Here is a 13,189-nt window from a genome sequence, read left to right as displayed (position 1 = left end):
AACCCTTAGTGCACCACCCCTTCACCCACGTGGTCTCCGTGCCCGTGGACATCAGTACGGCGCGGGTCCACGAGGAGGGCTGGCAGTCCTGGAGCCCCAGCGGCTCCTACGCCCTCGACGCGACCCCGCACCGCCCGACCGACGACAACCGGGCGACGGTCTGTTACCGCCCCGGGGTCACGGTCCCCGTCGGCGCCTTCCAGGGAGAGGGCCTACTGGCCCTCGACCCGGGCGACGGCACAGCGGTCCGCCTCTGGGCCGCCCCCGACCCGGTACGCGCGGTCCCGTCCATCCGTCTGGTGGTGCGGGACGGGGCCGCCGACGTCAGCTCCGACGGCCCGGTGAAGGAGTGGACCGGCAAGGACATCCGGTCGGTGCTGGGCGACTGGGCCGCGAGCCTCGGCCTCGCGGCCCCCCGCCCGGCCCCCACCGTCTGGTGCTCCTGGTACGAGTACTTCACCTCCGTCACCGAGGACGACATCCACGAGAACCTCCGCGCGATGGACACCCTCGACCTCCCCGTCGACGTCGTCCAGATCGACGACGGCTACCAGAGCGCCCTCGGCGACTGGCTCACCCTCTCCGGCCGCTTCCGCTCCCGCGCGGGAATCGCCGACGCCATCCGCGCCCGGGGCCGCCGCGCCGGCATCTGGACGGCTCCCTTCCTCGTCGACCCGGCGAGCACGCTCGCCGCCGAGCACCCCGAGTGGCTGGTGCGCGACGAGAACGGCGGCTTCACCCACGCCGGCCACAACTGGGGCCACGACCTGTACGTCCTCGACACCACCCACCCCGAGGCGGCGGCGTACCTCACCGAGGTCTTCACCACCCTGCGCGCCGAGGGCTACGACTACTTCAAGGTCGACTTCCTGTACGCGGGCGCCCTGGACGGCGTACGCCACGCCTCCGTGGACGCCCTCACGGCGTACCGCCAGGGCATCGAGCTGATCCGCTCCGCCATCGGCCCCGACTCCTACCTCCTGGGCTGCGGCGCGCCGATCCTCCCCTCCGTCGGCCTGTTCGACGCGATGCGGGTCAGTCCCGACACGGCCCCGCACCGCCGGCCCGAGGCGGACGACTACAGCCAGCCCGGCCAGGACCCCGCCGAGTTCACCGGCGCCGGCCGCCAGTGGCAGCACGGCCGTCTCTGGGTCAACGACCCCGACTGTCTGATGGCCCGCCCCGCCGTGGAGACACGGGAGCGCTGGGCGGCGCACGTGGAGGCCACGGGCGGCCTGATGGCCTCCAGCGACCGTCTGCTGTCCCTGGACGCCTGGGGCGTGGAGACCACCCGCCGCCTCCTCACCGGAGCCGAAAGGGCTGCCGAATGAAACGCGAACTGAAGTTCCCCGGCATCGCCTACGGCGGCGACTACAACCCCGAGCAGTGGCCCGAGGACGTCTGGGCCGAGGACGTACGCCTCATGCGTGAGGCGGGCGTGAACATGGTGAGCGTCAACATCTTCGCGTGGGCGCTGCTGGAGCCGCGCGAGGGCGAGTACGACTTCACCCGCCTGGACAAGATCCTCGCCCTGCTCCACGAGAACGGCATCGCCGCCGACCTGGCGACCCCGACGGCGGCCCCGCCGGCCTGGTTCTTCGTCGAGCACCCGGAGGCGCTGCCCGTCGACAAGGACGGCCGCACCCTCTCGTACGGCAGCCGGCAGACCTTCTGCCCGTCCAGCCCCGCCTACCGCGAGGCGGCCCTGCGGATCGCCCGCGTGCTGGGCGAGCGGTACGCCGACCACCCGGCCGTCGTCATGTGGCACATCCACAACGAGTACGGCTGCCACAACGCCGAGTGCTACTGCGACACCAGCGCGGCGGCGTTCCGTGTATGGCTGCGGGACAAGTACGGCGACGACCTGGCGGCACTGAACCACGCCTGGGGCACGACGTTCTGGAGCCAGTGGTACTACGACTGGGACGAGATCGTCCCGTCCCGCCCGACCGGCGCGGTCCCCAACCCGACCCACCAGCTCGACTGGCGCCGCTTCTGCAGCGACGCGCTGCTGTCGCTGTGCACGGCGGAACGGGAGGTACTGCTGGCGGCGGCCCCCTCCACCCCCGCCACCACCAACTTCATGGTGATGTACAACTTCGACAAGCTGGACTACTGGCGCTGGGCCCCCGAGCTGGACATCGTCTCCAACGACCACTACCTCCAGTCGACGGACCCCGAGTCGCAGATCGACATCGCGCTCAGCGGTGACCTGGTCCGGTCCCTGGCGGGCGGCAGCCCGTGGCTGCTGATGGAACACTCCACCGGCGCGGTGAACTGGCAGCCCGTCAACCGCGCCAAGACGCCGGGCGAGATGCGCCGCAACGCCCTGGCCCATGTGGCCCGGGGCGCCGACGGCATCGCGTACTTCCAGTGGCGGGCCGCCAGGGCGGGCGCCGAGCAGTGGCACTCGGCGATGCTCCCGCACGCGGGCACGGACAGCCAGATCTGGCGGGACGTGGTCCGGCTGGGCGCGGACCTGCGGTCGTTGGCGGAGGTACGGGGCAGCACGGGCGTCGCCGAGGTGGCGATCGTGTGGGACTGGAACGCCTGGTGGGCGGTGGAACTCCCGTCCCAGCCGAGCGGTGAACTCCGCTTCCAGGAACTGGTCCGTGCCTGGTACGAGCCGTTGTGGCGCTCGGGCGTGGCGGTGGACTTCGTCCGCCCGGACGCCGACCTCTCCGCCTACAGACTGGTGCTGGCCCCCAGCCTGTACCTGGTGGACGACGAGGGCGCGGCGAACCTGACCGGCTTCGCGGCGGCCGGGGGCACCCTCGCGGTCGGCTTCCACAGCGGCGCGGTGGACGACAACTGCCATATCCGGCTGGGCGGTTACCCCGGCGCCTTCCGCGAGGCGCTGGGCGTACGCACGGACGAGCTGTTCCCGCTGCTGCCGGGGGAGACGGTGGGCTTGAGCGACGGCGGTACGGCCTCCCTCTGGTCGGAACGGGTCGCCCTGGCGGGCGCCGAGCCGGTCGCGACGTACACCTCCGGCCCGCTGGCCGGCGTCCCGGCCGTCACCCGCCACACCCACGGCTCGGGCACGACCTGGTACGTGGCCACCCAGCCGGACCCGACGCCCCTCGCGTCACTCCTGGACCGCATGTGCGGGGAGGCCGGCGTCGAGCCCGTACGCACGACCCCCGAGGGCGTGGAGCCGGTCCTGCGCCGGGGCCCGGACGCGGACTACCTCTTCCTGATCAACCACGGGGACTCGGCGGCCGAGGTCGAGGTCGCGGCCGACGCGACCGAACTGCTCACGGGCAAGGACATCGCCACGGGCGAGGGCCCGGCGACCGTGCTGGTGGAGGCCGGGGGCGTAGCGGTCGTACGCGAACCTCGCTGACGGCGGCCGATCCGGCAGGACCGGGCGGCCGCAGACGGACACGGCCGTAGCCCCTTTCCGGGGCTACGGCCGGACAGCCGTCCCGGGACTTGTCCGCGCAGGTCAGTCCCAGCCGTACAGGGACACTCCGGGGCCGTCGGCGAGATACCCGTGCAGCGCGGCGGCGGTGCCCTCCACGAAGTCCTCGGGGAGGGAGTTGGTGTCGGTCCAGCGGACCTGGGCGTGCTTGTGGGGCTCCCGGTTCTCCAGCTCCCCGGTCCACTCGCGAGTGGCGAAGACGACGGTGAGGAAGCCGTCCGGTGCGCCGACGCCCTGGGCGGCGTGGACGAGGTGCACGACCTCCAGGGCCTCGGGTTTCACGGTCAGCCCGGTCTCCTCGTACAGCTCGCGCACGGCGGTCCGGGTGATCGGCTCCCCTGGCTCCCTCTTGCCGACCGGCAGATCCCATCTCCCCCGCGCGAACCTGGCGTTCTCGCCCCGCTGGAGGAGTACGACCCGCCCCGCGTCCCGGTCGTGGACGATGACTGCGGCGACCAGAAAAGTCATGAGACCTGTCCCTTCGTAAGTCGCTAGCATGCCCCTATGGAGTGCTTCGCTTCCTGGCGTACTCGCCACTGAGGAACGGCCCACCGGCGCATCGCGGATGACCGGCGGGCCAGAGGTGTCCTTTTCCTCCCTCAGGTTCCGAGAGGTCCACTCCATGCTCATTCGCGCATGCGTCCAGGATGATCTGGCGCGACTGACCGAACTCACCATCGACACGTTCCGGCCGTTCTTCGAGGACTTCGTCGGACCGGTGCTCGACGGGCTCGTCCTCACCACGCTGCACGCCGACTGGCGTGGCGACTACCGCGAGCTCGTCCCCACCCTGCACGATCCGGACCGGCACAAGTACGTCGCGGTCGCCGAGACCGACGGCCTGATCGCCGGCTACGTCGCCTGGCAGGCCGACCTCGCCCGGCACCACGGCGAGATCACCCTGCTCGCCGTGGACGAGCGTCACCGCGGCGACGGCACCGGCACCGCCCTGTGCGAGCACGCCTTCGCCGACCTGCGCGGCCGCGGCACGGAACTCGTCGAGATCGGCACCGGCGGTGACCCCTTCCACGCTCCCGCCCGCGCCCTGTACGAGAGCCTCGGCTGCGTCCCGTTCCCGACGGTGTACTACTACCGGCAGCTCTGACCACCGCCGTCAGGGCCGCGCTATTCGTGGATGACCGCGCGGTAGGTGAGCGGTGCGTCGCTGGTGAGGACGCGCCGCGGGGCTAGGTGGAACTCGGTGTAGCGATACGCCGGGAAAGGCCCTCGTGCCCCACCGTAATGCACCCCTGACCGCATCCTCGTCCATGACGAGGCCCCGGGCCTGCCCGCCGCCCGCTCGGCCACCCCCGACGACGAGGGCGGCTGGGGGCTTGCGGCTGATCTCGGCCGGCGCCCACGCGTGGGGCGTCGATCCGGACGGCTCAGGTCACGGCAAGGCCACGTGGTTCGAACTGGGCACCACGCGAACCATCTGGGTCTGATCGCGCCGAGCCATCGCCCCGGTCACCGGTCAGCGCACACAGTGGCCGGCGCCACCGGGGGCCTCTGACGCGCCCGCAGGTGCCCGTCAACGCCCGGGGCGCGGCGCTCCCCTATATACGCGCCGCGCCCCGTACCCCCGCTCCCCCGTTTCCCCCTGGGGGCTTCCCCTTGCCCCCGGTCTCGTGGCTGTTACGCCGACGTCGGCACCAGCGGCGGCAGTGCACCCGTCTTCGCCGCCTGGCTGTACCAGTACGCGCTCGACTTCGGCGTACGGGTCAGGGTCGCGTAGTCCACGTACACCGCCCCGAAGCGCTTGCCGTACCCGTACGCCCACTCGAAGTTGTCCATGAGGGACCAGAGGTAGTAGCCGCGGACGTCCGCCCCCTCGGCGATCGCGCGGCGGACCGCGCGCAGGTGGCCGTGGAGGTAGGCGATGCGCTCGGGGTCGTGGACGCGGCCGTCGGAGTCCATCTTGTCGTCGTACGCGGCCCCGTTCTCCGTCACGTACATCGGCAGTCCCGGAGCCTCCCGCGCGTACCGCATGATCAGCTCGTGCAGGCCGGTCGGGTCGATGGTCCAGCCCATCTCCGTACGCTCGCCCGGAGTCTGGTGGAACAGGACGTCGTCCGCGCTCGGCCACGGCGAGTGGTCGCTCGCCCCGTGGCCGTCCGCCCGCGGGCCCTTCAGGTCGGCGTCCGCCGCGCCCACCAGCGTCGGCGTGTAGTAGTTCAACCCCAGCGCGTCCAAAGGCTGGTTGGCCGTGGCCACGTCACCGTCCAGCACGAACGACCAGTCCGTCAGCGACGACGTCGCCGCGAACAGCGACTCCGGGTACGCCCCGTGCAGCATCGGGCCGTGGAAGACGCCGTTCGCCAGGTCGTCGATCTTCTTCGCCGCCGCCACGTCCTCGGGCGAGCCCGTGATCGGCCGTACCACCGACGAGTTCAGGCTCACCGCGATCGAGTTGCGGGCGGGCATCGCCGAGCGGAGCGCCGCGACGCCCAGTCCGTGCGCCACGTTCAGGTGGTGGGCCGCGCGCAGCGACGCCACCGGGTCCGTACGGCCCGGCGCGTGCACCCCGGAGCCGTAGCCCAGGAAGGCCGTGCACCACGGTTCGTTGAGCGTGATCCACTGCTCGACGCGGTCGCCCAGCGCCTCGCCCACGATCCGCGCGTACTCGGCGAAGCGGTGCACGATGTCCCGCTCGGGCCAGCCACCCGCGTCCTCCAACTCCTGGGGCAGGTCCCAGTGGTAGAGGGTCACGGCCGGCTTGATGCCCTTCTCCAGCAGCTCGTCGACCAGCCGCCGGTAGAAGTCCAGGCCGCGCTGGATCGCCGGGCCCCGGCCCGTCGGCTGCACCCGCGACCAGGAGATGGAGAAGCGGTACGAGTTGAGGCCCAGGTCGGCCATCATCGCCACGTCGTCGCGGTAGCGGTGGTAGTGGTCGACAGCGATGTCACCGGTCTCGCCACCGGCGGTCTTTCCCGGGGTGTGGCTGAAGGTGTCCCAGATGGAGGGCGTACGGCCGTCCTCCCGCACCGCCCCCTCGATCTGGTACGCGGAGGTGGCCGCGCCCCAGAGGAAGGCGGGCGGAAAGGTCACCGGCGTGGTGGGCTCAGGCATGGAAGCGCTCCCATTGGTGGTCGTCGCAGACCGACGGAGATGAGTGGGGGGAAGGAGAACAGCGGGGAGAGGAACGGGGAGGAGACAGGAGGAGAAGGGGCCGGGGCGGCGGTGACCCGGCCCCTGGAGAACGTACGTGTACGGGCGGCGCGGGCCCTCAGCCCTTGACGGCGCCCTGCATGATGCCCCCCACGATCTGCTTGCCGAAGATCGCGAAGACCAGGAGCAGGGGCAGCGTGCTCAGCAGCGCGCCCGCCATGATGAGGGCCTGGTCGGGGGTGTAGCCGCGGCCCAGTCCGGCGACCGCGACCTGCACGGTCGGGCTGCCCAGCTGGGTCAGCACGAGGAACGGCCACAGGAAGTCGTTCCAGGTCTGGACGAACATCAGCATGCCCAGGACGGCCATCGCGGGCCGCGCGGCCGGGAACACCACATGCCAGATGACGCGCCAGCTGCTCGCACCGTCCACCCTCGCCGCCTCGATGATCTCGTCGGGGAGGGCCTGGAGCAGGTACTGCCGCATGAAGAACACGCCGAACGCGCTGACCAGCGACGGCAGGATCACCGCCTGGAGCTGGTCGGTCCAGCCGAGCTCGGCGACCATCATGTAGAGCGGGATCACCTGGAGCTGCGGCGGCACCATCATCGTGCCGATCACGATCAGCATCAGCGCGCCCCGGCCCCGGAAACGCAGCTTGGCGAAGGCGAAGCCGGCCAGCGTCGACAGGAAGACGATGGTCAGCGACGAAACACCGGCCACGATCGTAGTGTTGAGGAACGCCTCGCCCAGATTGGCGTCCTCCCAGGCCACTTCGATCTTGTCGAAGAGGTTCGCGCCGAACCAGAACGGTGGCGGGGTCTCCGCCAGCCGCGCGTTGTCCCGGGAGGCGGCGACCGCCGTCCAGAACAGCGGGAACACCGAGACCAGGGTGAACGCGATGAGGATGACGTAGGCGAGGGGGCCCGCGTGGTGCTGCCCGCCCGCGCGCGCCGCCTTCAGCCCGCGCTTGCGTTTGCCGTTCGGCGGCTCCGGAGCCGCGTCGGCCGGGGGTTTGGTGAGTGTCGTCGTCACGGCCGGTCTCCTAACTACTGGCGCGCAGCCGGCGCGAGATGACGTAGTTGATGATTCCGACCACGATGAGGATCAGGAACATCGTCCAGGCGATCGCTGAGGCGCGGCCCAGGTGGTGGAACACCCAGCCCTGCTCGTACAGGTACAGGCCCAGCGTCTGGAACTGGTGCTGAGGACCGCCGGACGCGCCCTTGTTGGCGTCGAACAGCAGCGGCTCGGCGAAGAGCTGCGAGGCACCGATGGTCGACACCACGACGGTGAACAGGATCGTCGGGCGCAGCGACGGCAGCGTCACATGGATGAACTGCTTCCAGCGGCTCGCGCCGTCGAGGGCCGCCGACTCGTACAGGTCCTGCGGGATCGCCTGCATCGCGGCGAGGTAGATCAGCGCGTTGTAGCCGGTCCAGCGCCAGATGACGATGGTCGACACGGCGATCTTCGAGAACCAGGTGTCGTTCTGCCAGTCGACGGCGTCGATCCCGACCAGACCCAGGAACCAGTTGATCATTCCGTAGTCACGGCCGAAGAGCAGGACGAAGACCAGCGTGGCCGCCGCGATCGACGTGGCGTACGGGGCGAGCATCACGACCCGGTAGAAGGTCGAGGCGCGGAGCTTGTAGTTGAGGATGTGCGCGATGCCCAGCGCCATCATCAGCTGCGGAACGGTCGAGATGATCCCGATGATCAGCGTGTTCTTCGCCGCGTTCCAGAAGAATTCGTCGTCGAAGATCCGGGTGTAGTTGCGCAGCCCCACCCAGCTCATGTCGGTGGGGGCGGTCAGCTCCACCGCGTGCAGCGATGCCCAGCCGGTGTAGAGCAGCGGGAACAGGCCGAACGCGAGGAAGAGCAGGAAGAAGGGGGAGACGAACGCGTACGGACTCCAGCGCACGTCCCGCTGCCAGCGGCGGGACAGCCGGGCCCGGCGGCGTTCCTCGGACGGGGAGTCGGCGGGCGGGCGGGCCGGGGCCGCGCCCCCCTTCACGGGGGGCGCGGCGGTGTCGTGCCGTGTGGCCATGCCGGTCACTTGTCCAGTGCGTTGTCGATGGTCTTCACGGCGTTCTTCCACGCTTCCTCGGCCGACTTGCCCTGGGTCACGAGGATCACGCCGTTGTCGGTCAGGCCCTGCTGGATGATCTGGTCCTTCGGACCGATCGTCTGGACCGGGATGTTCTCGGCGGCCTGCGCGAAGATCGGGCCGATCGGCGCGTCACCGGTCATGTCGTTCTTCGCGTCCTTCACCGCCGCCGAGTCGTACGCGGCCGGGGTGCTCGGGAAGCTGCCCTGCACGGCGAAGAGCTTGGCCTGCTGCTCCGGCGCGGTCAACCAGGCGGCCAGCTTCGCGGCCTCCTCGGCGTTCTTGCCGTTCTTGGGCACGGACAGGAAGGAGCCGCCCCAGTTGCCTGACTTCGGCGCCTGGGCGATGTCCCACTTGCCGGCCGCCTCGGGCTTCGACTTGCCCTTGATGTAGCCGAGCATCCACGGCGGGCAGGACATCGCGGCGAACTTGCTGTTGGCGATCGTCGTGTCCCAGGCGGGCTGGAACTGCGTCTGGTTGCCGATCAGCCCGTCCTTCGCGGCCTGCGCCGTGAGGTCGAAGGCGTCCTTGACGGCCGCGTTCGTCTTGTAGATGACCTCGCCGGAGGAGTCGTAGAACCGGTCCTTCTCACTGCTGAGGATCGCCTGCAGCAGACCGCCGGGGGAGTCCAGGAAGGTGGTGCCCTTGGGCGCCTTCGCCTTGAACTTCTTGCCGGTCTCGACGAACTTGTTCCAGTCGCCGGCCCACAGCTTGCCGACTTCCTCGCGGTCGGTCGGCAGACCGGCCGCCTGGAAAAGGTCCTTGCGGTAGCAGATGGCCATCGGGCCGACGTCGGTGCCGACCGCGATCGTCTGGCCGCCGGAGGTGGTGGCCTGCTGCCACTTCCACTCCAGGTAGTCGCTCTTCTTGCCGTACTTCGACAGGTCGAGCAGCTTGTCCGACTGGGTCTCGACGATCTCGGCGATGTTGCCGACCTCGATCATCTGGATGTCCTGCAGACCGCTGCCGGTGGTCAGGTGGTTGAGGAGAGCCGGGTAGTAGTTCTCGTTCCGCTCCGTCACGGTCTGCTGGATGTCGATGTTCGGGTGGAGCTTCTCGTACTCCTTGTACAGGCCGGACTCCTCGAAGCCCGCGGTGCCGAAGAGGCCGAGGGTGATCTTGGTCTTGCCGCCACCGCCGCCGTCCGACGACGTGTCGTCCTCGTCCTTGCCGTCATCGGCACAGCCGGCCAGCAGCCCGGCGCCCAGCGCGGCGACGGCCGCGATGGCCACCGTCCTGCGCGTCCTGCGGGCGATACGGGTGCCCCCGCCCGACCGGAGCCGGGAGTGGGGGAGGGTACGTGCTCGCATTGCGTCCTCCTGATGCCCTGACGTGCCGACCCCCCGGCCAACTGCGTTGTTGGGCCCGTGCTTTCAAGCTGCGGCTCGGGTGGGGAACGTGCGGGATGTGTAAGTGCCAGGTACCGTGGGAGCGCTCCCACGAGTGATGTGTTGAAGAGTCGTCGGTTCGTGCGAGGGTGTCAAGGGAGAGAGCGCGGAGATATGTCTTCGGTTATCGGGCTGTTAACTAACCCCGGGACCGAGAGGCTGTCCTGCCCGAAAATCGACGGGCGGGGCGCGGGTGGTTTCAGAGGTCGGCGGGAAGAGGGCCGGTGCCCGGCCCGTGTGTGGGCGAGCCGGTGGCCGGCCGGCGGTGGGGCCGGTGGCGCAGTCGACCACCGGGCGCACGGTCGGGTCGGCGGCGGTCGGACGGTGACCGAGGAAGCCGCGGGCCGCCGCCGGCCCGGAGAGGCTCACCGAGTTCATGGCCTCGACGGCCTCGACTGCCTCGACGGCCTCGGTGGCTTCGACGGCTTCGGCGGCGGTGAGGTGCGCCCGGTGCCGCCGGGATCGGTTCGCCGATCACCGTCGGAGCCCGAATGACCACTTCCTGGACCTCGTACGGGGATCAGGACTGTTAGATTCCACGCCAGCGCGGTGTGAACGGGAGGCGACCATGGTGGCAGGCCACGGAGCACGGGGCCGGAGCGGTGGGCGGCCGACGTTGGAAGAGGTCGCCGCTCGGGCCGGTGTGGGCCGGGGGACGGTGTCCCGGGTGATCAACGGCTCGCCCCGGGTCAGTGACGCGACCCGTGCGGCGGTCGAGGCGGCCGTCGCGGAGCTCGGCTACGTCCCGAACACGGCGGCCCGCGCCCTGGCGGCGAACCGCACGGACGCCATCGCGATGGTCGTGCCCGAGCCGGAGACCCGCTTCTTCTCCGAGCCGTACTTCTCCGACATCCTCAAGGGTGTGGGCGCCCAGCTGTCCGAAACGGAGATGCAGCTCCTGCTGATCTTCGCGGGCAGTGACCGGGAACGCCGCCGACTGGCCCAGTACCTGGCGGCCCACCGCGTGGACGGCGTGCTTCTGGTTTCTGTACACGCGGACGACCCGCTGCCCGATCTGCTTTCACAACTGGAAATCCCGGCGGTGATCAGCGGCCCCCGCTCGGAACACGAGACGCTGCCCTCCGTCGACTCCGACAACTACGGCGGCGGCCGCTCGGCGGTGGAGCACCTGATCGCACGGGGGTGCGCCCGCATCGCCACCATCACCGGCCGACTCGACGTCTACGGCGCCCAGCGCCGTATCGACGGCTACCGCGACGCTCTGGAGGACGCCGGCCGCGAGGTCGACGAGCGGCTGATCGTCCCCGGCGACTTCACGGAGGACGGCGGCCGCCGGGCCATGGCGGAACTGCTGGCCCGCTGCCCCGACCTGGACGCGGTCTTCGCCGGGTCCGATGTCATGGCCGCCGGTGCCCGCCAGGTCCTCCGCGAGGCCGGCCGCCGCATACCCGAGGACGTGGCGTTGGTCGGCTACGACGACTCGGCGATCGCCCGCCACATGGACCCGCCGCTGACGAGCGTCCGCCAGCCCATCGAGGAGATGGGCCGCGCCATGATCGACCTCCTCCTCGACGAGATCGCGGACCGTCGCCCGGCGGTGTCGCGGGGGTTGGAGCGGCGGCAGGTGGTGCTTCCTACGGATCTGGTGGCGCGGGACTCGTCATGAGGCCGGCCCCGGCCTGAGCGTCCACCGGGCGGGCCCGCGTCGGCCGACCGGCAGCCGTCGGTGCCGTTTTGGTAGACGCCGTTCACCTCGCGGCGTACACCGCACTCGCCGCCGCTCATGCCCTCCTCCGCCACGGGCCGGTGGTGGTCGCGCATCGCTATCGGATCCGACGGTCCGAGGGCGGGCGTCCGTCCGTTCCAAGCCGCGCTCGCGCCTGGTCGGCTGCGCCGCGGTACGCACTCCCGGCAGGCGTACAGAGGGCCTCGCTCTGCTCGCTCATGTCTCTCGCCGAAGCAGGTCACCTGGACCCGCCCTGAAGTCGCCTGCTTCAACCTGTGAATTTTCCGGCTCGCGAATTGCGCGAGAAGGTATTGACGCCGTTCACTGACTCCCTAATGATCCAGTTTGCTCGACACTTCGAGCCTTGTTCGGAATGGCGAACGTCTTGGACTCGCCCCGTTTGACAGTCGACAGGAAGCCTCAGACGAGCCGACAGAACCGCTTGCTCAAGGCCGCGACGGACGCGGACAGAGTGTGGCGGGGGCGTTGAGCCGGTCGGCCCACGCGTTCCGGTATGGCTGCCGCTTCCCCGGCGGCATCGGTTCCCCCGGTCATCGTGGGTGAGGGTCTCGCCGACGCCGAAGACCACAGTGCGCATCATGTGGGCCATGCGGGCAGCGTAGGCAGGGGCGCGGTGGCAAATTCCCATGGCTTTGTCAGCGGCTGCCCTTATGCTTCCCGCATGTCCCCCAACCACCTCTGCAGCCGTGGTTCCGTGCGGTCTGCGGCCGACATCAACAACCGGATACGCACCCTCTTCCACACCGCCGGCGGCTACCTCCGCCCCCACGAACGAGCCGAGTACGAGCAGCTCGTCACCGCCTGGGCCATCGCCGAGGCAGCCGAACGACGCCCCGCGCGGCGGACGGAAGCGATGCGCGAAGAGATGGCCCCGGCTGCATAAGATCCCTGCCCGTGGCACACACCTTCGAAGAACTCGTGGAGATGCAGCGCGCGGCCGACCAGGCACGCAACCGGGTCAACGAGTTGCGCGACACCTTCGGGCCACCCGCCGCTAGCCCCTGGACTCAGGCGCAGACCAGCATCTACGAGACCGCGTGGCGAGCCTGGCGTGACCTCGCTCGGGACGTCCAGGCTGCCGTGACCGTTTACGCCAGGGAGCAGGGCCGGTCGCGGCAGGAAGTCGAAGCGGACGTGAAGAGGATCGTGCGGCACCCCGACGACTGAGGGCAGCCGCATAGCCTCCCGTGGGGAGGAAACCGGGAGGCGCGGCGGGCCCCGTCAACACGCTCAGCGGGCCCAAGGGAGCCACTCCCGGGGGATGGAGCGGCTCCCGTGCGCACCACCATGCATCACATTCCAGCCACAGCGATAGACACCGGACACCCATATTTGCGGAACCGGTCACGCGCTCTCGCCACGGCCGGCACGGGCCTTCGCCACCGACTTCTCCAGCGCCACCGACTTCTCCAGCGCCGCCGACTTCTCCAGTGCCGCCGCAGATCCACCACCT

Annotated in this window: 11 protein-coding genes; 6 read left to right on the top strand and 5 right to left on the bottom strand. The window is 70.2% G+C overall.

Annotation, left to right across the window (positions count from 1 at the left end; all coding sequences use genetic code 11):
- Positions 1-8 precede the first annotated feature (8 nt).
- Both ACFY9I_RS04530 and ACFY9I_RS04525 read left to right on the top strand, forming a co-directional pair.
- Entirely contained in the window at positions 9-1,331 is a 1,323-nt protein-coding gene (locus ACFY9I_RS04530) for an alpha-galactosidase (protein WP_390996555.1), read from the top strand.
- Positions 1,328-3,346, top strand: coding sequence for a beta-galactosidase (locus ACFY9I_RS04525; RefSeq protein ID WP_390996553.1), 2,019 nt, complete (start codon positions 1,328-1,330; stop codon positions 3,344-3,346). Before ACFY9I_RS04530 ends, ACFY9I_RS04525 begins: the two co-directional genes overlap by 4 nt.
- Positions 3,347-3,448: 102 nt before the next feature.
- On the opposite strand, the gene ACFY9I_RS04520 is transcribed toward ACFY9I_RS04525, so the two are convergent.
- Positions 3,449-3,892, bottom strand: coding sequence for an NUDIX domain-containing protein (locus tag ACFY9I_RS04520; RefSeq protein WP_390996550.1), 444 nt, complete (start codon positions 3,890-3,892; stop codon positions 3,449-3,451).
- A 154-nt stretch (positions 3,893-4,046) separates the two neighbouring features.
- Here ACFY9I_RS04520 and ACFY9I_RS04515 point away from each other — a divergent pair, with 154 nt between their 5' ends.
- Positions 4,047-4,529, top strand: coding sequence for a GNAT family N-acetyltransferase (locus ACFY9I_RS04515; protein WP_390996547.1), 483 nt, complete (start codon positions 4,047-4,049; stop codon positions 4,527-4,529).
- 530 nt (positions 4,530-5,059) lie between these two features.
- Here ACFY9I_RS04515 and ACFY9I_RS04510 read toward each other — a convergent pair.
- The 4 genes from ACFY9I_RS04510 to ACFY9I_RS04495 form a co-directional block, all read right to left on the bottom strand.
- Entirely contained in the window at positions 5,060-6,493 is a 1,434-nt protein-coding gene (locus ACFY9I_RS04510) for a GH1 family beta-glucosidase (protein WP_390996544.1), read from the bottom strand.
- A 157-nt stretch (positions 6,494-6,650) separates the two neighbouring features.
- Positions 6,651-7,565 carry an ABC transporter permease subunit gene (locus ACFY9I_RS04505; protein ID WP_390996542.1) on the bottom strand — a complete coding sequence of 305 codons (915 nt, stop codon included), beginning with the start codon at positions 7,563-7,565 and terminating at the stop codon, positions 6,651-6,653.
- A 10-nt stretch (positions 7,566-7,575) separates the two neighbouring features.
- Positions 7,576-8,580 (bottom strand): ABC transporter permease subunit, encoded by a 1,005-nt coding sequence (locus ACFY9I_RS04500; RefSeq protein WP_390996539.1) that lies wholly within the window; start codon positions 8,578-8,580, stop codon positions 7,576-7,578.
- Positions 8,581-8,585: 5 nt separating this feature from the next.
- Positions 8,586-9,950, bottom strand: a complete 1,365-nt coding sequence (locus ACFY9I_RS04495) for an extracellular solute-binding protein (RefSeq protein ID WP_390996536.1) — start codon at positions 9,948-9,950, stop codon at positions 8,586-8,588.
- 649 nt (positions 9,951-10,599) lie between these two features.
- On the opposite strand from ACFY9I_RS04495, the gene ACFY9I_RS04490 reads away from it, so the two are divergent.
- The 3 genes from ACFY9I_RS04490 (at position 10,600) to ACFY9I_RS04480 (ending at position 12,903) form a co-directional block, all read left to right on the top strand.
- The gene (locus ACFY9I_RS04490; RefSeq protein WP_390997015.1) at positions 10,600-11,655 is read left to right on the top strand and encodes a substrate-binding domain-containing protein; all 1,056 of its coding nucleotides are present in this window, start codon (positions 10,600-10,602) and stop codon (positions 11,653-11,655) included.
- 742 nt (positions 11,656-12,397) lie between these two features.
- A complete protein-coding gene (locus ACFY9I_RS04485; RefSeq protein ID WP_390996533.1) occupies positions 12,398-12,619 on the top strand; it encodes a hypothetical protein in 222 nt (73 codons plus the stop codon).
- An 11-nt stretch (positions 12,620-12,630) separates the two neighbouring features.
- Positions 12,631-12,903, top strand: coding sequence for a hypothetical protein (locus tag ACFY9I_RS04480; protein WP_390996530.1), 273 nt, complete (start codon positions 12,631-12,633; stop codon positions 12,901-12,903).
- The last annotated feature ends 286 nt before the right edge of the window (positions 12,904-13,189 follow it).

The organism is Streptomyces sp. NPDC012510, from assembly GCF_042955065.1.
GTDB lineage: Bacteria > Actinomycetota > Actinomycetes > Streptomycetales > Streptomycetaceae > Streptomyces.
Note: the sequence above shows the minus strand (reverse complement) of the source record. Positions and strands in the feature narration are given on the sequence as shown.

What these genes read in the sequence shown, in the direction of transcription:
- ACFY9I_RS04525 (WP_390996553.1), top strand. Translation starts at nt 1,328, where the DNA reads ATGAAACGCGAACTGAAGTTCCCCGGCATCGCCTACGGCGGCGACTAC.
- ACFY9I_RS04520 (WP_390996550.1), bottom strand. Translation starts at nt 3,892, where the DNA reads ATGACTTTTCTGGTCGCCGCAGTCATCGTCCACGACCGGGACGCGGGG.
- ACFY9I_RS04515 (WP_390996547.1), top strand. Translation starts at nt 4,047, where the DNA reads ATGCTCATTCGCGCATGCGTCCAGGATGATCTGGCGCGACTGACCGAA.
- ACFY9I_RS04510 (WP_390996544.1), bottom strand. Translation starts at nt 6,493, where the DNA reads ATGCCTGAGCCCACCACGCCGGTGACCTTTCCGCCCGCCTTCCTCTGG.
- ACFY9I_RS04500 (WP_390996539.1), bottom strand. Translation starts at nt 8,580, where the DNA reads ATGGCCACACGGCACGACACCGCCGCGCCCCCCGTGAAGGGGGGCGCG.
- ACFY9I_RS04495 (WP_390996536.1), bottom strand. Translation starts at nt 9,950, where the DNA reads ATGCGAGCACGTACCCTCCCCCACTCCCGGCTCCGGTCGGGCGGGGGC.
- ACFY9I_RS04485 (WP_390996533.1), top strand. Translation starts at nt 12,398, where the DNA reads ATGTCCCCCAACCACCTCTGCAGCCGTGGTTCCGTGCGGTCTGCGGCC.